Source organism: Anaerotignum faecicola (assembly GCF_003865035.1).
GTDB classification, from domain to species: domain Bacteria; phylum Bacillota; class Clostridia; order Lachnospirales; family Anaerotignaceae; genus Anaerotignum_A; species Anaerotignum_A faecicola.
In genome coordinates this window covers 713,794-734,380 of record NZ_BHVZ01000001.1, presented here as the reverse complement: position 1 = coordinate 734,380, position 20,587 = coordinate 713,794, and the positions used below count along the sequence as shown (strand labels likewise).

Annotated in this window: 18 protein-coding genes and 1 other annotated feature; of the genes, 11 read left to right on the top strand and 7 right to left on the bottom strand. The window is 47.9% G+C overall.

Features of this window, described 5'->3' with window-relative positions; translation table 11 throughout:
• The first annotated feature begins 11 nt into the window (after positions 1–11).
• From EJE48_RS03535 to EJE48_RS03515, 5 genes are all read left to right on the top strand, one after another.
• A complete protein-coding gene (locus tag EJE48_RS03535) occupies positions 12–1,070 on the top strand; it encodes an LCP family protein (RefSeq protein WP_124984304.1) in 1,059 nt (352 codons plus the stop codon).
• 64 nt (positions 1,071–1,134) lie between these two features.
• Positions 1,135–1,390, top strand: a binding site (T-box leader).
• A 64-nt stretch (positions 1,391–1,454) separates the two neighbouring features.
• The gene (locus EJE48_RS03530; RefSeq protein WP_124984303.1) at positions 1,455–2,474 is read left to right on the top strand and encodes a methionine ABC transporter ATP-binding protein; all 1,020 of its coding nucleotides are present in this window, start codon (positions 1,455–1,457) and stop codon (positions 2,472–2,474) included.
• Positions 2,467–3,126: a methionine ABC transporter permease gene (locus EJE48_RS03525; RefSeq protein ID WP_016406622.1), complete on the top strand. Its 660-nt coding sequence runs from the start codon at positions 2,467–2,469 to the stop codon at positions 3,124–3,126. Before EJE48_RS03530 ends, EJE48_RS03525 begins: the two co-directional genes overlap by 8 nt.
• A gap of 74 nt (positions 3,127–3,200) precedes the next feature.
• Positions 3,201–4,034, top strand: coding sequence for a MetQ/NlpA family ABC transporter substrate-binding protein (locus EJE48_RS03520; protein WP_118580105.1), 834 nt, complete (start codon positions 3,201–3,203; stop codon positions 4,032–4,034).
• Positions 4,035–4,348: 314 nt separating this feature from the next.
• A complete protein-coding gene (locus EJE48_RS03515; RefSeq protein ID WP_124984302.1) occupies positions 4,349–8,695 on the top strand; it encodes a hemoblobin-interacting domain-containing protein in 4,347 nt (1,448 codons plus the stop codon).
• A gap of 138 nt (positions 8,696–8,833) precedes the next feature.
• Here the strand turns inward: EJE48_RS03515 and EJE48_RS03510 are convergent, their stop codons facing one another.
• The 5 genes from EJE48_RS03510 to EJE48_RS03490 form a co-directional block, all read right to left on the bottom strand.
• A complete protein-coding gene (locus EJE48_RS03510; protein WP_118580099.1) occupies positions 8,834–9,268 on the bottom strand; it encodes a dUTP diphosphatase in 435 nt (144 codons plus the stop codon).
• A gap of 14 nt (positions 9,269–9,282) precedes the next feature.
• Positions 9,283–9,777 carry an anaerobic ribonucleoside-triphosphate reductase activating protein gene (nrdG, locus tag EJE48_RS03505; RefSeq protein WP_016406618.1) on the bottom strand — a complete coding sequence of 165 codons (495 nt, stop codon included), beginning with the start codon at positions 9,775–9,777 and terminating at the stop codon, positions 9,283–9,285.
• Positions 9,777–11,894, bottom strand: coding sequence for an anaerobic ribonucleoside-triphosphate reductase (nrdD, locus tag EJE48_RS03500; protein WP_118580096.1), 2,118 nt, complete (start codon positions 11,892–11,894; stop codon positions 9,777–9,779). Before nrdD ends, nrdG begins: the two co-directional genes overlap by 1 nt.
• A 108-nt stretch (positions 11,895–12,002) precedes the next feature.
• The gene (gene glpK, locus EJE48_RS03495; protein ID WP_118580093.1) at positions 12,003–13,496 is read right to left on the bottom strand and encodes a glycerol kinase GlpK; all 1,494 of its coding nucleotides are present in this window, start codon (positions 13,494–13,496) and stop codon (positions 12,003–12,005) included.
• A gap of 115 nt (positions 13,497–13,611) precedes the next feature.
• Entirely contained in the window at positions 13,612–14,223 is a 612-nt protein-coding gene (locus tag EJE48_RS03490; protein ID WP_016406615.1) for an MBL fold metallo-hydrolase, read from the bottom strand.
• A 440-nt stretch (positions 14,224–14,663) separates the two neighbouring features.
• Here EJE48_RS03490 and EJE48_RS03485 point away from each other — a divergent pair, with 440 nt between their 5' ends.
• The 5 genes from EJE48_RS03485 (at position 14,664) to EJE48_RS03465 (ending at position 17,183) form a co-directional block, all read left to right on the top strand.
• Positions 14,664–15,116: a VOC family protein gene (locus EJE48_RS03485; RefSeq protein ID WP_016407594.1), complete on the top strand. Its 453-nt coding sequence runs from the start codon at positions 14,664–14,666 to the stop codon at positions 15,114–15,116.
• 70 nt (positions 15,117–15,186) lie between these two features.
• Positions 15,187–15,429, top strand: a complete 243-nt coding sequence (locus EJE48_RS03480) for a hypothetical protein (RefSeq protein ID WP_124984301.1) — start codon at positions 15,187–15,189, stop codon at positions 15,427–15,429.
• A 120-nt stretch (positions 15,430–15,549) separates the two neighbouring features.
• Positions 15,550–15,864 carry a hypothetical protein gene (locus EJE48_RS03475; protein WP_118580087.1) on the top strand — a complete coding sequence of 105 codons (315 nt, stop codon included), beginning with the start codon at positions 15,550–15,552 and terminating at the stop codon, positions 15,862–15,864.
• 411 nt (positions 15,865–16,275) lie between these two features.
• Positions 16,276–16,815, top strand: a complete 540-nt coding sequence (locus tag EJE48_RS03470) for a hypothetical protein (protein WP_243107953.1) — start codon at positions 16,276–16,278, stop codon at positions 16,813–16,815.
• 32 nt (positions 16,816–16,847) lie between these two features.
• Positions 16,848–17,183, top strand: a complete 336-nt coding sequence (locus EJE48_RS03465) for a hypothetical protein (RefSeq protein WP_118580084.1) — start codon at positions 16,848–16,850, stop codon at positions 17,181–17,183.
• Positions 17,184–17,318: 135 nt separating this feature from the next.
• Here EJE48_RS03465 and gltA read toward each other — a convergent pair whose 3' ends face one another.
• Positions 17,319–18,710: an NADPH-dependent glutamate synthase gene (gltA, locus tag EJE48_RS03460; protein ID WP_016407599.1), complete on the bottom strand. Its 1,392-nt coding sequence runs from the start codon at positions 18,708–18,710 to the stop codon at positions 17,319–17,321.
• Positions 18,711–18,724: 14 nt separating this feature from the next.
• Positions 18,725–19,579: a sulfide/dihydroorotate dehydrogenase-like FAD/NAD-binding protein gene (locus tag EJE48_RS03455; protein WP_118580081.1), complete on the bottom strand. Its 855-nt coding sequence runs from the start codon at positions 19,577–19,579 to the stop codon at positions 18,725–18,727.
• Between the two features lie 216 nt (positions 19,580–19,795).
• Here EJE48_RS03455 and mazG point away from each other — a divergent pair, with 216 nt between their 5' ends.
• A complete protein-coding gene (gene mazG / locus EJE48_RS03450; RefSeq protein ID WP_174707766.1) occupies positions 19,796–20,587 on the top strand; it encodes a nucleoside triphosphate pyrophosphohydrolase in 792 nt (263 codons plus the stop codon).

Sequence of the window (20,587 nt, the reverse complement as noted above, 5' to 3'; positions counted from 1 at the left end):
AGGGGCATACCTTGCGCGAAAACAGAGAGGCACACACATCGAAGCGAAAAAAACGCCCAACGGCGAAAAAATATGCGAAGCAGAGCATGACAAGGGAGGAGCACAGAAAGCACCTGAAACGCCTGTATCTCAAGACCCTTCTGATTACTCTGGCTGTCTGTCTTGCGCTGCTTTGCGCGGCTTATGGTGTATTTTTATACATGGTTGGCGGCTTGGATCGTACCGAGGTGGATGAGGATAATCTTTCCGTCAATGAAAGCGTGAATGAAAAGGTCATCAATATTGCCCTTTATGGCGTAGATTCCCGCAATCATGATTATAACGGCCGCTCCGATGTTGTCATGGTTGCCTCTGTCAATACCAAAACAGGGCAGGTTAAGCTGGTTTCCATCGCAAGGGATACCTATGTTGCCATCCCCGGCTACAATAACACCCGCATCAACCATGCCTTTTCCTATGGCGGGCCTGAGCTTGCCATTCGCACCCTCAATGAAAATTTCGGTTTGGATGTCACCGATTACGTCGCCGTCAATTTCGATTCCCTCGCAGAGGTGATTGATGCCATGGGCGGTGTCGAGGTGGATGTCACCGAAGCGGAGCGTCGGCAGATTAACGCCTATCTTCTGTCGGGCGAGCCTCTTTACGAAACAGGCTATATCACCCTGAACGGGCCGCAGGCGGTCAGCTATTCCCGTATCCGTAAAATTGATAATGATGATATGCGTACCTCCCGCCAGAGAGAGGTTCTTGCGTCCCTCTTTGAAAAGGCGAAGGAGATTAACCCTCTGGAATACCCCTCCTATGTGCGGAAGTTCGCCCCCATGGTGCAGACCTCCCTCAGCAATGATGAGCTTCTGAAATTGGCCTCCGTCGGTCTGAAGGGCAGCTCTCTTACGCTGGATCAGGCGGCGTTCCCCAATGAATATATCCACGCCGAAGGGCAGACGATTGGCGGCGCATGGTATTATGTCTATGACTTGGCGCAGGCAAAGGATATGCTTCATGAATATTTGTATCAGGATATTCCCTTTGCACAATATGCTTCCTCCGGGGACGAAGAAAAAGATTAAAAAAATTCAAAAAAATAGTTGACAAATATTTTTTACGGGGTATAATGGGGTACAAGTTCAAAAAACAAAGGCAATGAAAAGAAGAGTACAGCCTGAAAGATTTTACAGAGAACCTCCGGTAGCTGCGAAGGAGGAAATGCGGAAGGGTTGGAAGATGGTCTTGGAGCCGCGCACCGAGAGGGTTTCCCTTTAGGCTGCGACGGGAGCGCCCGTGAAAGCGTCGGAGTATCGGCAAATGCCCGTACTTGTTAAGGCAGTAATCGTGAGGTTGCTGTGAATTAGGGTGGTAACACGAAGCATATTATGCTCTCGTCCCTTTGACTGAGTGGTCAAACGGGATGAGAGCTTTTTTATTTTGTGTATAAAGAAAAGGTGGTTTGGGAAATGTCTGAAAAAGAAACGATGATTCGCTTAGAGGGTATCAAAAAGCGGTTCCGCACCAAGGCGAGCGAGCTGGAGGTGCTCCATGGCGTAAGCGCAGATATTAAAAAGGGAGAGGTGTTCGGCATCATCGGGCTGAGCGGTGCCGGCAAAAGCACGCTGGTTCGCTGCATCAACCTTCTGGAGCGTCCCACAGCCGGCAAGGTATGGCTGGATGGCGTGGAGCTGACCGCCCTTGGCGATAAGGAATTGAGAGAGCAGCGCAGACACATGGGTATGATTTTCCAGCAGTTCCATCTGCTCATGCAGAGAACGGCACTGGATAATGTCTGCTTCCCGATGGAAATTTCCGGTGTGCCGAAGGCAAAGGCAAAGGAAAGAGCCAAGGAGCTTCTGGAGTTGGTTGGTCTGGCAGATAGAATGGAATCCTATCCAGCGCAGCTTTCCGGTGGGCAGAAGCAGAGAGTTGCCATTGCAAGAGCCTTGGCAACCGAGCCGAAGGTGCTGCTTTGTGATGAAGCCACCTCCGCACTGGACCCGAATACAACCGCAGGTGTTCTTTCCTTGTTAAAGGATATCAACACGCGCTTGGGTATCACGATTGTAGTCATCACCCATGAAATGAGCGTCATTCAGGAAATTTGTGATAGAGTTGCCATCATTGATGGCGGTCTGATTGCCGAGGAGGGCGGCGTGGAGGAAATCTTCCGTGCTCCCAAAACAAAAATCGGGCAGGAGTTGGTTATGCACGAGGGTACAAACCGAGAGGCATATACAGGCAAGCTGCCGTATTCCTATCGTCTGGTATTCAAGGGCGGCAGTGAAAATGAGCCTGTTCTGGGGCAGATGATGATTGAGCTGAAGAATGTCGTAAATATTCTGGCGGCAAATACAAGAACGATTGAAAATCAAGCCTTTGGTCAGATGCTGGTGCAGTTCCCCGAGGAAAAGGAAATTCGTCAGAAAATGATTCAATATCTCACAGACAGAGGCGTAGAAGTAGAGGAGGTAGAATATGTTTAAGGAAGGTATGCTTGCTCTGGTCGGGCAAGGCTTTATAGAAACCATTTATATGACAGTCATCTCTACAGCTCTGGCGTATATCATCGGCTTGCCGTTGGGCTTGGTTCTGGTTGTGACCGATAAGGATGGAATTCATCCGATTCCCTGGCTGAACAGCCTTCTGGGAATGATTATCAACTTCTTCCGTTCCATTCCCTTCCTGATTCTCCTGATTGCGCTGATGCCCTTCACAAAAATGGTGGTCGGCACAGTAATCGGCTCCAAGGCGGCGATTGTCGGTCTTTGGATTGCAGCCGCACCCTTCATCGCAAGAATGGTAGAATCCTCTTTGAAGGAAGTGGAAATCGGCGTTGTTGAGGCGGCACAGTCCATGGGTGCCTCCCCGTTTCAGATTATGACAAAGGTACTTCTGCCCGAGGCAAAGCCCTCTCTCTTGGTCGGTGCGGCAATCAGCATTACCACCATTTTGGGCTATTCCGCAATGGCAGGTATCGTCGGCGCAGGCGGCTTGGGTGCCATTGCCATCAACTATGGCTATTATAGAAAGCAGTCCGATATCATGTATGTCATGGTAATCCTCATGGCAATCATCGTATTGGTATTTCAGGAGCTTGGCATGCGTATTTCCAAGCACACAGACAGAAGACTGTAAGCCTGTTTTTTAGGCTTCACATAAAAAACCAAAAGCAAAAGAATATTTTTTTTAAAACAAGGAGGAAACGTACTATGAAGAAATTTTTTGCAATTTTATTGGCAGGTGTGCTGACTGTTGGTCTGGCAGCTTGCGGTGGCTCTGATGACGCAGCAACAAACGATGACAGCAACAAAGAGGAAATCACACTGAAAATCGGTGCTTCTCCCACACCCCATGCTGAAATCCTGAATGCAGCAAAGGATGAACTGGCAGAGAAAGGCATCAAGCTGGATATCGTTGAATTTACAGATTATGTACAGCCTAACCTGGCAACAGAATCCGGTGATCTGGATGCAAACTACTTCCAGCACACCCCTTATCTGGAACAGTTCAATAAGGAACAGGGCACGCATCTGGTAGCAGTTGGCAAGGTTCATTTTGAACCCATGAGCATCTATGCCGGCACTGTAAAGGATCTGAAGGATATCCCCGCCGGCACAAAGGTTGGTATCCCCAATGACGCTACAAACGGCGGTCGTGCGCTGCTGCTTCTGGAAGCAAATGGTCTGATTAAGCTGAATCCCGATGCAGGCGTAACCGCAACAAAGCTGGATATCACAGAAAACCCCTATAATCTGGAAATCGTTGAAATGGAAGCTGCACAGCTGCCTCTGTCTCTGGGCGATCTGGGCTTCGCAGCAATCAATGCAAACTATGCGCTGCAGAATAAGCTGACACAGGATGACGCTCTGGCAACAGAGGATGCAGAATCCGTAGCAGCTAAGACATACGGCAACGTAGTTGTAGTAAAAGAAGGCAACGAAAATCTGCCCGGCATTGCTGAACTGATGGAAGTTCTGCATGGTCAGACAGTGGTTGATTTCATCAATAACACCTACGGCGGCGCAGTAGCACCCCTGCAGTAAGCAATCAAAAGGTATTTAAGAAAATCGAATCAATAAAAAACAGACGAATTTGCGAAAGCGGTTCGTCTGTTTTTTTGCTGCAAAAATAAAAATTCTACCAAAAATGAGACTTTTTTGCAATAAAATCAAAAGATGAAAACATTTTTCAACAAGTGTATTTTTGGAAGAATCTGCCTTGACAAGCGAATATTACAGATGATAAACTGCTGAAAGTTAGATACAGCTAACAGTAGAATGATTCTTTAAAAACAATTATTTTTAATCTTGCAGACACAAAAAAATGTAATAGGGAAGGGAAACGAAAGGAGAATTTTATGAAGAACAAAGGAATGTACCGATTGCTGTCGGGCGTACTTTGCACATCTGTACTGTTGAGCAGTCAGGCTTATGCTGCCGCATCTGCGGATTATTTTGATTTTCCGCAGAATTGGTCCAAGGACGCAATGGAATTTGCTGTTAAAAATAATTTCATCACAGGAGTAAGCCAGGATAAAATCGCGCCGAAGGCTGCCTTAACACGCACACAGCTGGCGGCAATCCTCTCTCGCGTGATGAAAACAGGCGCAGGCGATGTCAGCGTGCTGGATAACTTCACAGACGCGGATAAAAACGCATGGTATGCCAGCGCAATGGCAAAGGCAGTCGAGCTGAATATCCTCTATGGCGATGGAGATTCCATCTACCCCGATCGCCCCGTAACCAGACAGGAGCTGTTCGCCATTCTGGTCAGAGCTTTTGCCGTAACAGGTGGCGATGAAAGCACACTTGCATCCTATAACGACGCAGGCAGCATCAGCAGCTGGGCAAAGGCGGCAATCTCCGCAATGATTGCACAGGGCTATGCGTCAGGCTATGAGGATAAGACCCTTCGCCCCACACAGCAGGTAACAAGAGAAGAATTTGCACAGCTGCTGTATCGTATGCAGGAATTTTATGGCTCCTCCGCTGCTTCTGATGATAAAAATAAAGAAGAAGCCAAAGCCGATGAAGCCACCAAAACCAATACTAAGAAAACATCCGGCGGCGGCGGTTCCTCCTCCGGCGGCGGCTCCCATAGCGGCGGCGGCTCCAATAGCGGCAGCACAGCAACCGCAGAGGCTATCGTGGATGCAGAAAAAGCAGTGGTAGAAAGCACCGATATGGGTACGTGGTTGCCTCTGGCATTCAAGGATGGCTATAGCATAGAAAAAGTAACTTCCGTAACGGTTGACGGCATAGATGTAACAGCGAAACTGTCCAAGGTGACCACAGACGGCACAATCGCAAAGCTGCCTCTGGTAAGGACACCCAAGCAGGTTGTTATCAAGAGCGGTGATAAAACACAGACCATCAATCTGAACGGCAGCGGTGCGGCATCCGTTTATGCAGGCACACAGTATCTGCCTAAGTATGTATGGGCGCATGGTGCTGTTGCAGCATGGGATTATTATCTGACAAACTACGATAAGGACGGCAATGTTCGTATCAATCCCACAAGAACAACCTTTAATCTGACAGAAGAAGCAAACGCACATCCCTATTACTCCCCCGATGCGGAAGTAAAGGATGGCGAAACTTTTGGTGAGGTTGTAGGCAATGTAACCATTATGTTCAACTTCAATACCGATGAAGAAAAAGCATGGTTCAACGGCATTAACAAGCTGGAGCTGGTAGAGTATAACGAAAACAAGAACACAATCAACTCCAATCTGACCTATACATCGGCAGGGGATGTTGCCCACTATAACAATAAGGTCGGCGAACTGACCATTCCTATCGGACAGAGCAATTTCCGCAATAACGGTCGTTACTATGTACGCGTAAAATCCAATGGCGGCGATAAGGCATCCGTATTGGTTCCCATCCATGTGGTAAATGAAAAAGCACCTACACTCCTTCTGAGAGAAACCGCAGTTTCCGGCAGAAACCTGCATTTCGATGTAAAGGATATGACGTATGCAATCACAACTCCCATCGAAAGCGTAACACTGACAGATCCGAAGGGGGATACAAAGGAACTGCGTTATATCAACGATTATTTCCTTTTCGGCGATTTGTTTGTTCTGTATAACGATGTGAACGCAGAAGAAGGCGTGAATAACCTGCCCTATAACGGCAATTATACCATCACAATCCGTAGCAACGGCTTTAAGGAATTCAGCAAGAGCTTCAACGTAACAGGCGGCGAGGATGTATCCTCCAAGCAGGCAGCTGTAGTTTATCAGTCCGCAGCGTATGACGTAATGACACACGCTACAGGCAGCGGCAGCGGCGGTGGTTCTTCCGACAGCAGCGGCGGCTATAAGGTTTCCGCAGACCTGTTGTTCGATAGCGACCTGCTGGCAAATGCACTGCTGTTGGAAGAAATGGGCGTAACCTGCGCGGCAGCAACAAAGGTAGTAGATAACTGGTACAATGTAATCTGCGACGCGGTATTCAATCAGGGTGATACAACTTATAACACCCATACAGGCTATCTGAATGCAGTCAATGATGCAAAGGTAGCAGGTGCCGAATGGCTTGGCTACGCAGAATATATTGCGGCAGGCAATGTGAAAACAACCCCGAACAGACCTTCCGCAGTAAAAGAGGTTCTGGAAGATGGTCTGCTGGGTGATATTCAGCATAGCAATACCTATGGCAGATTGGAAGCGCCCAAGACTACAGTAGGCGAGACAAAGGAAAATCAGGATGTTGAAATTACCTTTGAAAATGCAGATGCTTACATGGGCAAGATTACAAAGCTGTATCTGAATGATAACTGGCAGGAACTGAGCGCAGATGCTTATACCATCGAAGGCAATAAGATTACAATCAAAGCAGACGCACTGAAAATCGGCGAAAATAAAATCACAGTAGATGCAACAGGCTACCTCAGCAATGTTGTTACCATTGATTATGCGAAGGAAACAGAAAAAGAACTGTCCCTTTCTGTAGCAACACCTATCAGCGAAGGGCAGGATGTTGTCATCACAGTAACAAATTCCGAAGGGGATTTTCTGAAAAACCTCAGCGGCGTTGTGCTGAAAAACAGCGACGGCACGGAAAAAACAGTATATCATCAGGGCTATGAAGGCAGCAATGCTGTTTACTATGTAGTAAGCGAAGATGGCAAAACCATCACACTGAAAAACGTAGAACCCGGTACCTATACCGTTTCCGTATCTGCAAACTACTATGAAGCACTGACAACAGAAGGATTTACAGTAGAGAGAACAACACCTCTGAAAACAGCACCTTCCGTTGCAAAGCATGAAAAGAAAGACAAGGATGGTTTACTGGAAAGCACTGATTATTACCGTCTGACCTTCAGCGGTCTGGAGGGTAAGGACTTGGATACATATCTGGGCGCAATCAAAAAGGTAACCGTTGGCACGAAAGCATACACAGAAGCAACAAGCATTTACTTCCAGAATGATAACTATCGTACAAAGATTGCAGATTCCACCTATGGCGGTTATAAGGATGCTTTGGATTTGGCTGTAAACGGCATTGACGCAACAGGCGAAGGCACAGTAATCACCGTTGAGGCGAAGGGTTACGAAACAATGACCTATACACTGAAAGGTGATAGCGCAACTACCGACCCCGGCGAAGATGATAAGCTGACAGCTCCTACAGTTGAAAAGGCAGAACTGACTACAAAGAGCGGTTTCTTTGAAGATTGTGATTACTACAGACTGCGCTTTGGCACAATCAGCGGTACAGAGCTTACAGCATATCTGAATAAGGTAACAGGCGTAACTGTAAACGGCGTTGCATATACCAAAGAAAGCACCTATATGAAAGAAAGCACATTCAGAGTAAAAGCGGAAAATGACGCTTACGGTACATCCGCTTATGATATTCTGGATTTGGCAGTCAATGGTGTTGATACAACTAAGGATACTGTAATTGTCATTACAGCAGAAGGCTATGCAGATGTAAAATTCACAATCAATAAAACAAATGGCGGTGGTACAACCGATCCCGACGAGGGTAAGCTGACAGCTCCTACAGTTGAAAAGGCAGAACTGACTACAAAGAGCGGTTTCTTTGAAGATTGTGATTACTACAGACTGCGCTTTGGCACAATCAGCGGCACAGAGCTTACAGCATATCTGAATAAGGTAACAGGCGTAACTGTAAACGGCGATACATATACCAAAGAAAGCACCTATATGAAAGAAAGCACATTCAGAGTAAAAGCGGAAAATGACGCTTACGGTACATCCGCTTATGATATTCTGGATTTGGCAGTCAATGGCGTTGATACAACTAAGGATACTGTAATTGTCATTACAGCAGAAGGCTATGCTGATTTGACCTACACAATCAAGAAGGCAGGCGGCAGCTCCGACGGCAAAGACGATAATACAGAAGAAGCTAAATATAAAGTAAGCAGCTGCGAACTTGTAGACGGTCGCTATCGTTTAATGTTTAATGGTTTTAGCGAAAGTGAATTGAAGAGCTTTTTAGGCAATATTACAGAAGTCACAGTTGCAGAAAACAAATACACAGATAAAGGCTGGTATTCTTGGGGTAAACACAACTATAGTAAAGTAGATAGTAAGGGCTATGGTGTTGATTCCTTAGAATTAACAGCAGATGGTTTCAATACAAATGACGATACTGAAATTGTGATTAAAGGCACACTGAATGGTGAAGAAGTAACAATTACTTTCACTTATACAGCAGAATAATCTACCCCAAAACAAAAAAGTGATTTTCCTTTTGGAAAATCACTTTTTTTCTGTGTCCGCAGGGGTGTCCACACCCCGTCTTTTTGGTGTCCAATGGGTGTCCAATCTGTCCACTTTGTCCAGTAAAGTCCGCCGTTTTTATTGCTTTCCGGTCGAGCCGAGTCCGCCGCGATCCTCGTTCCCAAGGTCGTCTGTTTCCTCAAATGTCAGCGTCGGCTGATGCGCAAATATGCGGAACTGGCAGATTCTGTCATTCACCTCAATCACCGTATCCCGGAGCGCAAATGCCGGCATGAACCACTGGTCATTGTTGCCGCAGTAGCTTTCATCCACGATGCCGCAGTGGTTCGTCTGGATGATGCCGAAGTTCTTGAAGGTTGAGCTGCGCGGCACAATATGCGCCTCAAACCCCTGCGGCAGCTGCATGGCAACCCCCAGCGGAATCAGCTGAAATTCGCCCTTTTTCAGCTCTACACGCTCTGCCGCACGCAGGTCAATCCAGTCGGATTTCCCGTCAATGTAGCGCAGTCTTTCGATTTTATCGCTCAGATATTTAATCTTGATTTTTTCCATATCTCGTTCCTCTCTCATTCTGCATGGTATAAGTAAAGGGAGCTGCTTTGCAGGGATTTCTGCACATCAATGATGCGCTGATTGAAGCTTCCCTTCCAGTGCAGCTTGGTATCCTTCAAATCTGCGATGAATTTCCCATCCACCAGCACATCAATGTATTGCATCAGCGGCAGTGCGCTGATTTCCTCCCAGCGGTAGCCTGTATACAGCCAGATATTTTTCTCCGGGTATTCCAGCTTGACCTTCCTCGCCAGCCGTTCGATTTCCTCCCGATTGCCCGTATAAAGCGGATCGCCGCCGCTGAAGGTAATGCCGCTGATATAGTCGCGGGAGAGCAGGGAGAACAGCTCCTCCTCTGCCGCTGCATCAAAGACAAGCCCCCCCTCAGGGTCCCATGTGACGGCGTTATGACAGCCCTCGCAGTGGTGCGAACAGCCGCTCACCCAGAGCACCACACGCAGCCCCTCGCCGTTGAGCATATCGTCCTTTGTAATATTATGATACCGCATTACATACTCTTCCTTTCTGCGATTTCAGCCATTTTTGCGTCATTCAGACGGGTATCCCCCTTCACGCGGGAGTAGGAAAGATAGCCGTTCATGCGCTCGATTTTTGTAAGATTTTTGCTGCCGCATTTCGGGCAAACGTCCATTTCCAGCTCCTGATGCCCGCAGTCATCGCAATAGGCAAGGGAAAGATTGACCCCCTCATAAAAGCCTAATTTCATGGCACGGCGCACAAGGGTGCGGATGGCATCCAAATTATAATCAATCGGGTATTTTACATATTGAATTTTGCCGCCGTTGGATAAATCCCAGAAGCGCTTTTCCAGATCCTGCTTTTCAATCGGGGTGATATCCTCGGTCACATGGCAGTGGAAGCTGTTGGAAACGTAGGGGCGGTCGGAAACATGCTCAATCACGCCGTATTTCTTGCGGAACTGCGTAATCTGCAAGCCGCAGAGGCTTTCCGCAGGCGTGCCGTAGATGGCGTAAAGATTGCCGTCCGCCTTCTTGTATTCCGCAATTTTATCATTGATATGCTGTAGGGTATCAATCGCAAACTGCCCGTCCTCAACCAGAGATTTGCCGTTGTAGAGCTCCTGCAATTCATTCAGCGCCGTAATGCCGAAGGACGCTGTCGCCGTTTTTAAGAGCGGCTTAATCTTTTCATGGAATTTCAGGTGACCGCCGTAAAAACCGCCCTCACAATACGCCAGAGGATTTGTAGAGGCACGCATTTCGCCGAGGTAGGCATAGGTACGGATATGCAGCTGACGAATCAGCTCCAGATAGTAATCCAGAACCTCGAAGAAGGGTCTGCTTTCCTGCTTTGCCTTGGCATAAATCATAGGCAGATGCAGGCTGACCGCGCCGATATTGAACCGCCCGACGAACACAGGCTTGTCCTCTGCATCGGCAGGCTCCATGCCGCCCCGCTCAAACCAGGGGGAGAGGAAGGCTCTGCAGCCCATGGGGCTGATGATGGCACCGTATTTCTTGTAAATCTCCGCTACATAGCCCTCACCTGTCAGAGAAAGCCAATCGGGGTACATGCTCTTGGAGGAGCAGAGAATCCCTGCCTCAAAGACATCCTCCAATTCCTTTCCTGCGCCATGCAGGTTTTCGTCATAGAGGAACACCAGCTTCGGGAAAAGAACAGGCTTTTTGCAGTTCTTTTTGCCCTGCCCTTTTCTGCGGACATTCAGCATAGTGATGGATGCGATTTTCGCAAATTTGCCTGTGCCTGTGCCGAAGGTCATTGTGATGAAGGGGTAATCGCCGCGGCTGGACGCAACGGTATTGAATTTATATTCCCAGCCCTGAAAGCCCTGATCGAAATCCTTCTGGATATCCTTCATGGCTTCTCTGTCTGCGATGCGCGCGGTCAGACCCATATCGATATAGCGGCGGTAATATTTTTCGTAGCTTTTCTCCGCAAATGGCTCAAGGAGCAAATCCACGGAGGGCACAGTAAAGCCGCCGTATTGCTGGCTCGCCGCGGAAAGCACGATATCCCCGATGACATCGAAGGCAACCTCCAGTGTTTTCGGCTCGTTATACCAGAGATTCCCCATCTCAAAGCCGCCTGTCAGCACATCCTTCACGTTAAACAGGCAGCAGTTCATGGTGTCCCTTCTGGCAGACATATCATGGATATAAATATACCCATCCCGACACGCCTGCAGCTCCTCGGTTGTCATAAAAAATTTCTGATAAAGCTCCTTGTTGAGCTGATTATAAATCAAAGAACGCTTGGTGGAAACAAGGGCGCTGTCGGAGTTGCTGTTTTCCTTGTCCCCGATATACATGATGGATTGGCTTTTTTTATACACCTCATCCAGCATTTTTACAAAATCCTGCTTATAATTGCGGTAGTCCCGATAGCTTTTCGCAACCTCCGGCTTCACCTGCTCGAGGGCGGCTTCGACGATATTGTGCATTTCTGCGATGGGGATGCCCTCCCGCCCCAAAGAGCGTGCCTTATCCTCCACGAAGGAGCAGATGAAATCCAGCTCCTCCTGTGTGAATTTTACCATGGCACGATAAGCGGATTTATTAACTGCAACCACGACCTTCTGCACATTCCATGCCTCGTGGGTGTTATCCTTTTTGATGACATACATAAGCCTTCCTCCTTTTTCGGCAAGAAATAAAATTTTTGAGTATATCGAATACTATACTATATCTGGTGGTTAAAATCAATATATACGGCATATTTTAACAAGATATAGTTATTCTGCCTCATCGGAGAGCCTTGCCTGTCTGACCGCATGATGCCAGCCTGCCAGCTTTTCCTTGATTTTTTCACTTTCTGCCGCAGGGGAGAAGGCGGCGGAAACCTGCCAGTTGCGGCGGATTTCCGATAAATCTGCCCAATAGCCGACGGCAAGCCCTGCCAGATATGCCGCGCCGAGGGCAGTGGTTTCCAGTGTGGAGGGGCGTAAAACGGGTACGCCTGTGATATCGGACTGGAATTGCAGCAGGAAGGAATTTGCCGCCGCACCGCCGTCCACACGCAGCTCTGCGAGGGGAATGCCTGCATCCTGCTCCATAGCGTGGAGGACATCATAGGTTTGGTATGCCATGGACTCGACTGCCGCGCGCACGATATGACAGCGGTTTGCGCCGCGGGTCAGCCCTGTTAGGCAGCCGCGCGCGTAGGGGTCCCAATAGGGCGCGCCCAAGCCCACAAAGGCAGGCACGAGATAGACACCACAGGTATCGGGAACCTCTCTGCAAAGTCCTTCTGTTTCCCCGGCGGAGGAAATCAGCCCCAATTCATCGCGCAGCCATTGGATTGCCGCGCCTGCAACGAAAATAGAGCCCTCCAGTGCGTAGGTGATTTTGCCACCTAGACCCCATGCAATCGTGGTGACTAAGCCATTTTGCGAAAAAACGGGCTTGTCTCCTGTGTTCATCAGCAGAAAGCCGCCTGTGCCAAAGGTATTCTTGGCGGTGCCGGGGGAGAAGCACGCCTGCCCGAATAAGGCGGACTGCTGATCGCCTGCCGCCCCTGCAATCGGGATGCTTTCGCCAAAGAGAAGGGGGAGCGTGCTGCCGAAAATGCCGCTGGACGGGCGCACCTCGGGCAGGATGGAACGCGGGATTTCCAGTAGATCCAGAAGCTCGGTATCCCATTCCAGCGTATGGATATTGAACAGCATGGTACGGGAGGCGTTGGAATAATCGGTGGCATGAACCTGTCCGCCGGTTAGGTTCCAAATCAGCCAGGTATCAATGGTGCCGAAAAGCAGATTGCCGCTTTCTGCAAGTGCCTTTGCTTCGGGAACATTTTGCAGAATCCAGCGGATTTTTGTTGCGGAGAAATAGGCATCAATCAGAAGCCCTGTTTTTTTGCGGATTTTTTCGGTGTAGCCCTGCTCCTGCAAAGAATCACAATAGGGTGCGGTTCTTCTGCACTGCCAGACAATGGCATGATAAATCGGTTTTCCGTTGCGCTTGTCCCAGAGGATGGTGGTTTCGCGCTGGTTGGTGATGCCGATGGCGGCAATTTCCCTTGCGGAAATGCCAAGCTTGGCAATGGCATCGCGCGCAACCGAAAGCTGTGTTTCCCAGATTTCCAGAGCGTCATGCTCCACCCAGCCGGGGTGGGGATAGTATTGCTGAAATTCCTTCTGCGCAACGCTTTTCATCTGCCCGTTCTGGTCGAAAAGAATCGCGCGGGAGCTGGTTGTGCCTTGGTCTAAGGAAAGAATGTATTTCATGGGGAGCCCTCCTTTTTCTCAAAAAATTAGTATTGATTTTAGTATAGCAAAAAGCAAAGGAGGGAACAAGCGAACAGAAAAAAAGAACCCCCGCAGGCAGTGCGGGGGAAACGGGTTATCTCATGTAGGGGTTGGTTCTGCGTTCTGTTTCCAGCGTGGTGGCAGGGCCATGACCGGAATATACCTGATAATCCCCGGGGAGTGCGGCGAGCCTTTTCAGGGATTTTTTGATATCATCCCAATCGCCGGTGGGGAGGTCTGTTCTGCCGCAGGAGCCCTGAAACAGGGTATCGCCGCTGAAAATGATATCCTTGCCGATAAAGCAGATGGAGCCTACGGTATGTCCGGGGGTTTCCATTACGTCAAATTCCATATCGCCGACGGTTACCTTATCGCCCTCGGAAACCAGAATATCGGGGTGAACGATGATGGGGCCGCCGACAAACTGGGAACAGTTGAGCGCAGGATCGGTGAAGACGGGCATTTCCTTTGCCGCGCCGACGATTTTACAGCCGAAATGTGCGGCAACCTCGTTGACGGAGCCGATATGGTCATAATGTCCATGGGTCAGCAGAATATGTGTAACCTTGAGATGATTCTGTTCTACATACTGATATAAAGGTGCAGGGCTGCCGTCGCAGTCGATGATAGCGGTGATACCGTTGTCATCGGAAATTACATAATTATTTGTGCCGACGGAACCCGCAGCGTAGCAAGCAATTTTCATGGGAAGTCCTCCTTGGTGTGTTTTTTCAAATTATAGCAATCCTAAGGGGATTTTGCAACCAAAAGGCGAGGGGGAATTGTAAGAAAGTCTTAAGAAATGGGGCGCGGGTTTTGTGCTATAATCCAAATAAAGGGAAAGCAGTGCTTTGCGCCGGTTGGGCGCAGGTGCGCCTGAAAAGTGGCGGTTGGGCAACATTAGTCATTCGCCCGTTTGGAACTTTCTCGGCGAAACGAGGGCTTTCTCCCTTACTTTTTATGCTAAAAAGTAACAAAAACTTGGAACCCGTTTCGTAATGGGTTCCAAACCTCCGCAGACGAGGAAAGGGACACAAGGTTTCCCTTTCCAAACCCTTCCCCACAGTGCCGAAAACGGCAGGGAGAAAGGCGGCGCAGGTGCGCCTGAAAGGAACAATAAATCGGTATTTCTTGGGAGGAATATATATGGTTGGAAGAATTTATCACGTTGGATTAACAGTTTCTGATTTGGATCGCTCGATTGCTTTCTACAGAGACATCCTTGGTCTTGAGTTTCAAGGAGAAATTTTTATGAAAGGCGAAGAAACAGATAAAATGTTTCGTAGAGCAAATTGCAAAGCAAGAGTTGCATATTTGAATGGCTCCAAGGCTATTGAAGCACCGCCGGTCGAACTGATTCAGTTTGTAGACGGCGAAATCCATAAAGAACAATCCGATTTGTTTACGACATCCATCTCAGAAGTGTGCTTCTACACGGATGACATAGATTCTGTCTACAGAACCCTGATTGAAAATCATGTGGAGTGCTTGTCTGAACCGCAGTATTTCGATTTTAGAGCAGATGGATTTGGGGAAAGTCGAGCTTTTTATTTCAGAGATCCAGATGGTATCATCCTTGAGATGATGCAGCCTCTTTGATAAGAAGCCATAGGTGCGGGAAAATGGCAAATTCTAATTTTATAGAGGAATCTTTTATGGAGGTATCATGGTGACAAAAATTTTATTGATAATTATGCTGGTTCTTTATGTTGCTTTGCTGATTATGCGATATAAGAAGAAGGACAATCCGAAAATCGAAGGGGGTGTGCAGGTTGTGCAGGGGATACTGTGGTCTCTCATTGCGGTTGACAACTGGGCGGAACGTTCCATTGGAATGAGAATTGTTTACATAATCATCATTCTTATGTCGTTTATAGCCGGAATAAAGGAGCTTTATAGATGCAGGCAATAATTCTTTGTTCAATCAGAGAAACGAAACAAAGAAAGGGCGTGAAAGCACAAAAAAGAAATGGTTGGAGCAGATGGCAGTAATGGAAAAGACGGCATATTTTGCGGAAAGGAGAAAATGCAGATGAGTGTATATTATAGTATCGGAAGTATTTTATTGGGGTTGGCGGCATGGTGGATTCCATACGCGGCGCGAGGTAAGGTCAGAAATTTCGGCGGCTTGAGTAAATATGTTTTTTTAAGCTTTTGCTGCTGTGTGGCGGCGCTTTTTCTACAGTTTCTGGAGATTCGCTACCGTGTGCAGATTAGGGATTTCGCAGGGCTGATGGATACCATCGGGGCGATTGTGGTTGCGGCGGTTGTGCTGATTATGGGTACCTTTGGCATGAATGGTGTGGTATATTTATACGTTCGGGAGAAATTTGAAGCAGTAAGATAGGAAAGGCGGTGCAGGTGCGCCTGAAAAGTGGCGGTTGGACAACATTAGTCATTCGCCCGTTTAGAACTTTTACGGCAAAACAAGGCGTTCCATCCTTACTTTTTATGCTAAAAAGTAACAAAAACTTGGAACCGGTTTAGGTGTGTCCCAATAAGAAAATATGAAGAAGATGAAATAGCTGAAAGACTGCGGATATAAGGAAGTTTCCCGCAGGCATCCTTTGACTTAGGCTGTCAAGGGAAACTGACGCAGTAGCTGTAACTTTCAGCATTTCAGAATTCAGGGTTTCTTATCTGGGCGCACCTTCTGTAATGGGTTCCAAACCTCCGCAGACGAGGAAAGGGCAACGAGGTTTCCCTTTCCAAACCCTTCCCCGCAGTGCCGGAAACGGCAGGAAGAAAGGCGGCGCAGGTGCGCCTGAAAGGAACGATAAATCGGAAATTTGATGGGATGGTGATATTAATGAAAAAGATAAGGGCAGTTATGCTATCGTTGCTTGCTTGTACGGTTCTGCTTGCAGGGTGCAACACTTCCCCCGAAAGCAATGAAGAACAGCCCTTAAAGGTATATTCATTTAGCGGAGAAAATGAATATATTTCTGTGTCAAATGGTGTAATTATTTTAGATGGCAAAGATGAAATTTGCTATGGTGGCGATTTGAAAGTGATGTCAGACGATTTTTCTGATATTACCACATATTCAACTACCATTTATATCAATGGAAGTGAAAAAGAAATTTTGCTCTCTAATGGTGTTGATGATCAGACCGGTGGGACAATAGATGTTTCCGGAAATATTGGAAAAATTTCCGGGGACATTCTCGGAGATAGTGATGATAAGTTGACTGATAATTTGTGGTTTGAATTGAAAACAACTAATTTGAGCGGAGAAGAAAACACTTATCAGGTACAATTAGAGACAACTGAAATCACAAAGGAAGTCAAAAAGTAACTTCTAAATTCGGATTTGAAAGAGGTGTTCGGATGAAAGCAAAGCGTATTATTTTATGCGTGGCAGTGGTCTTTCTGGCAGGGATTTTGGCTTATTCTGCTATACAGAGAAAGCATACCTTTACCCTTTCAAACGAGGACGGCGGCGTGAAGGCAGAACAGATACAGCCGCTTTTTGGGACGGTAAGGGTAAGCGGTGATAGTGATACGGATGTGGTTTTTACCGATGTTGAAACGGGAGAGAAATACACAATCGGATACATTACGCATGGCATGACGGAAAAAATCAAGCTCGAAAGAGGAAGATGGTACAGTGTTGCGGGCAGTGGTAATCTTACGGTAAAGCCGATAAATGTTCGGGTGGAATAAAGGTCGGCTTTTTTAACCGGTGAAGCACAATATGATAAAATAATCAATAAAAGCGGTTTCCGTTCGGAAACCGCTTTTTTGTAAAGTTTAGGTACACCCTTTACAAAGGGGGAGACAAGGGCAGAGCCTTCGCAATTATTTATTCTTTAAGTATTCATCAATCGCTGCGGCTGCCTTTTTCCCTGCGCCCATTGCGAGGATAACGGTTGCTGCGCCTGTTACGGCATCGCCGCCGGCATAAACGCCCTCTCTTGTGGTCTGGTTTGTTTCCTCGTTGACAACCAGACAGCCCTTACGATTTGTTTCCAGACCCTTTGTGGTGCTGCGAATCAGGGGGTTCGGGGAGGTGCCGAGAGACATGATAACGGTATCTACATCCAGCACATAATTGGAGCCTTCGATGGGGATGGGGCTTCTTCTGCCACTGGCATCGGGTTCGCCAAGTTCCATTTTCAAGCATTCAATGCCGCAAACCTGACCATTGCCGTCATTGAGAATCTGTACGGGGTTTTCGAGCAGGTGGAATTCAATGCCTTCCTCTTTTGCGTGATGCACCTCTTCCAGACGGGCGGGCATTTCCTTTTCGGAACGGCGGTATACGATATAAACATGCTCCGCACCCATACGCTTTGCGCATCTTGCCGCATCCATGGCAACGTTACCGCCGCCGACAACAGCGACTGCCTTGCTGTTGCGGATGGGGGTATCATATTCGGGCAGATATGCCTTCATCAGATTGATTCTTGTCAGGTATTCATTTGCGGAATAAACGCCGACCAATGCTTCGCCGGGGATACCCATGAAGGAGGGCAGGCCTGCGCCTGTGCCGACAAAGACAGCATCAAAGCCCATATCGTCGATGATTTCATCAATGGAAAGCACCTTGCCGATAACCATATTTGTCATAATCTTTACGCCCAGAGCAGTCAGCTTATCAATTTCCTTCTGCACGATTGCCTTGGGCAGACGGAATTCGGGAATACCGTAAACCAATACGCCGCCTGCCTTATGGAAGGCTTCGAACATGGTTACTTCGTAGCCCTGCTTTGCCAGATCCCCTGCGCAGGCAAGTGCGGAGGGACCGGAGCCGATGACAGCAACCTTTTTGCCGTTGGAGGCAGGCTTTTCGGGCAGCTCATCGCAGTTTTTCATATACCAATCGGCAACGAAGCGTTCCAGACGACCGATGGCAACAGCCTCGCCCTTCATGCCTCTGACGCATTTGGATTCGCACTGGCTTTCCTGCGGACAAACACGACCGCAGACCGCGGGCAGAGCGTTTGTGGAGGTAATCACCTTATAAGCCGCCATAAAATCGCCCTTTGCAACCTCTGCGATGAATTCGGGGATGCGTACATTAACGGGACAGCCGCTCACGCAGGGCTTATGCTTACAGTTCAGGCATCTCTGCGCTTCTTCGATTGCCATTTCCTCGGTATAGCCGAGGGAAACCTCTTTAAAGTTTTTATTTCTTACATCAGGTGCCTGTTCGGGCATCTTGATTTTTTCCAGACTCATATTTGCCATGATACCGTTCCTCCTTATTTGATCAGTTCATTTGCCAGCTTATCCATGCGGCAGATGTGGGTTTCTGTCAGCTCCGCTTCTCTTGCCTTATAAATGGAGTTACGGTTCATCAGCTCGTCAAAATCTACCTCGTGGCCATCGAAATCGGGGCCGTCTACGCAGGCAAACTTAATCTTGCCGCCAACGGTGACACGACAGCCGCCGCACATGCCTGTGCCGTCAATCATGATGGGGTTCAGAGAAACAATGGTTTTGATACCGAAGGGCTTTGTGGTCAGGCTGACGAATTTCATCATGGGGATGGGGCCGATGGCAATTACAGCATCATAGCTGTTGCCTGCCTCAATCAAGGATTTCAGCTTATCGGTAACGAAGCCCTTTTCGCCCTGAGAGCCATCATCCGTCATGAGGTAATAATTTGTAGCAACGGCGTTCATTTCGTCCTCCAGAATGACGATATCCTTGTTTCTGAAGCCGGCAATGACATCGACCTCTACACCGAGGTTATGCAGTGCCTTTGCCTGCGGATAGGCGATGGCACAGCCAACACCGCCGCCGACAACAGCAACCTTTTTCATGCCGTCATATTCTGTGGCAACGCCCAGAGGGCCGACAAAATCCTGAATGGTATCGCCAATCTCTTTTGCGGCAAGCAGCTTTGTGGAAAGCCCTACCTTCTGGAAGATAATGGTAACGGTGCCTTTTTCTCTGTCATAATCTGCGATGGTAAGCGGAACTCTTTCGCTGAATTCATCCACGCGGAAGATGATGAACTGACCTGCCTGTGCCTTTTTGGCAACAAAGGGTGCTTCAATCTCCAGCAGAGTGACCATGCTGTTGAGCTCTCTTTTATTCACGATACGAAACATGGGTGGTTCCTTCCTTTCTCTACGTTTGGGATGCCGAAAGGCTTTTCTTTCGGCAGTATTTTTGATAATATATAGATTGCATCTATCATAACACAAAAGGTTTGCGGAAAAAAGATAGAAAACTGCCATTTTTCCTTAAAAATAAATACAAAAGTTTATGGGAAACAAACAAACGCGGGACGAATTTTGTCCCTGCAAGAAAAAAGGAGATTTGTTATGGAAAATAAAATGAATACATTAGAGGATTTGGTGCGGATTATCCGTATTCTGCGCGGCGAAAACGGCTGTCCGTGGGACAGGGTGCAGACGCATGCATCCATCCGCATGGATATGCTGGAGGAGGCTTACGAGGCGGCGGATGCGATTGACAAAAAGGATATGAAAAATCTCTGTGAGGAGCTGGGGGATGTGCTGATGCAGGTGGTCTTTCATGCGGAAATCGAGACGGAGCAGGGCGGCTTTACGATGGGGGATGTGATACAGGGCATCTGCGAGAAAATGATTTATCGCCATCCGCATGTATTCGGGAGCGGCAAGGCGGATACGGCGGAGGAGGTGCTCATCAACTGGGAGGAGCTGAAGAAGAAGGAGAAAAGGCAGGAAACTCAGACAGAGGTCATGCAGAGCGTGCCGGAGGCACTGCCTGCGCTCATCCGTGCAAGGAAGGTGCAGAAGAAGGCGGCGGATGTCGGATTTGACTTTCCGGTGACGGCAGATGCCATGCGGAAGGTGTACGAGGAGGTACAGGAATTAGAACAGGCAGTGCGAGAAAATGGGGAGATTGAGGAGGAATTCGGGGATATTTTGTTTGCCTTGGTGAATATCTCCCGTTTTTTGAAAATAAATCCTGAGTTTGCCTTGACAAAAGCCATCAAAAAGTTTATAAATAGATTTGAATATATTGAGAAATCCGCCCTTTTAGAGGGCAAAGCTCTTTCGGAGATGTCTTTGGAGGAGATGGATTTACTCTGGGATGAGGCAAAAATCAAGCTGAATCCAATGCAATGA

Excerpts from the sequence above, each read along its gene's own strand:
- EJE48_RS03530 (WP_124984303.1), top strand. The coding sequence starts at position 1,455 with ATGTCTGAAAAAGAAACGATGATTCGCTTAGAGGGTATCAAAAAGCGG.
- EJE48_RS03525 (WP_016406622.1), top strand. The coding sequence starts at position 2,467 with ATGTTTAAGGAAGGTATGCTTGCTCTGGTCGGGCAAGGCTTTATAGAA.
- EJE48_RS03520 (WP_118580105.1), top strand. The coding sequence starts at position 3,201 with ATGAAGAAATTTTTTGCAATTTTATTGGCAGGTGTGCTGACTGTTGGT.
- EJE48_RS03515 (WP_124984302.1), top strand. The coding sequence starts at position 4,349 with ATGAAGAACAAAGGAATGTACCGATTGCTGTCGGGCGTACTTTGCACA.
- EJE48_RS03510 (WP_118580099.1), bottom strand. The coding sequence starts at position 9,268 with ATGGAAAAAATCAAGATTAAATATCTGAGCGATAAAATCGAAAGACTG.
- nrdG (WP_016406618.1), bottom strand. The coding sequence starts at position 9,777 with ATGCGGTATCATAATATTACAAAGGACGATATGCTCAACGGCGAGGGG.
- nrdD (WP_118580096.1), bottom strand. The coding sequence starts at position 11,894 with ATGTATGTCATCAAAAAGGATAACACCCACGAGGCATGGAATGTGCAG.
- glpK (WP_118580093.1), bottom strand. The coding sequence starts at position 13,496 with ATGAAATACATTCTTTCCTTAGACCAAGGCACAACCAGCTCCCGCGCG.
- EJE48_RS03490 (WP_016406615.1), bottom strand. The coding sequence starts at position 14,223 with ATGAAAATTGCTTGCTACGCTGCGGGTTCCGTCGGCACAAATAATTAT.
- EJE48_RS03485 (WP_016407594.1), top strand. The coding sequence starts at position 14,664 with ATGGTTGGAAGAATTTATCACGTTGGATTAACAGTTTCTGATTTGGAT.
- EJE48_RS03475 (WP_118580087.1), top strand. The coding sequence starts at position 15,550 with ATGAGTGTATATTATAGTATCGGAAGTATTTTATTGGGGTTGGCGGCA.
- EJE48_RS03465 (WP_118580084.1), top strand. The coding sequence starts at position 16,848 with ATGAAAGCAAAGCGTATTATTTTATGCGTGGCAGTGGTCTTTCTGGCA.
- gltA (WP_016407599.1), bottom strand. The coding sequence starts at position 18,710 with ATGGCAAATATGAGTCTGGAAAAAATCAAGATGCCCGAACAGGCACCT.
- EJE48_RS03455 (WP_118580081.1), bottom strand. The coding sequence starts at position 19,579 with ATGTTTCGTATCGTGAATAAAAGAGAGCTCAACAGCATGGTCACTCTG.
- mazG (WP_174707766.1), top strand. The coding sequence starts at position 19,796 with ATGGAAAATAAAATGAATACATTAGAGGATTTGGTGCGGATTATCCGT.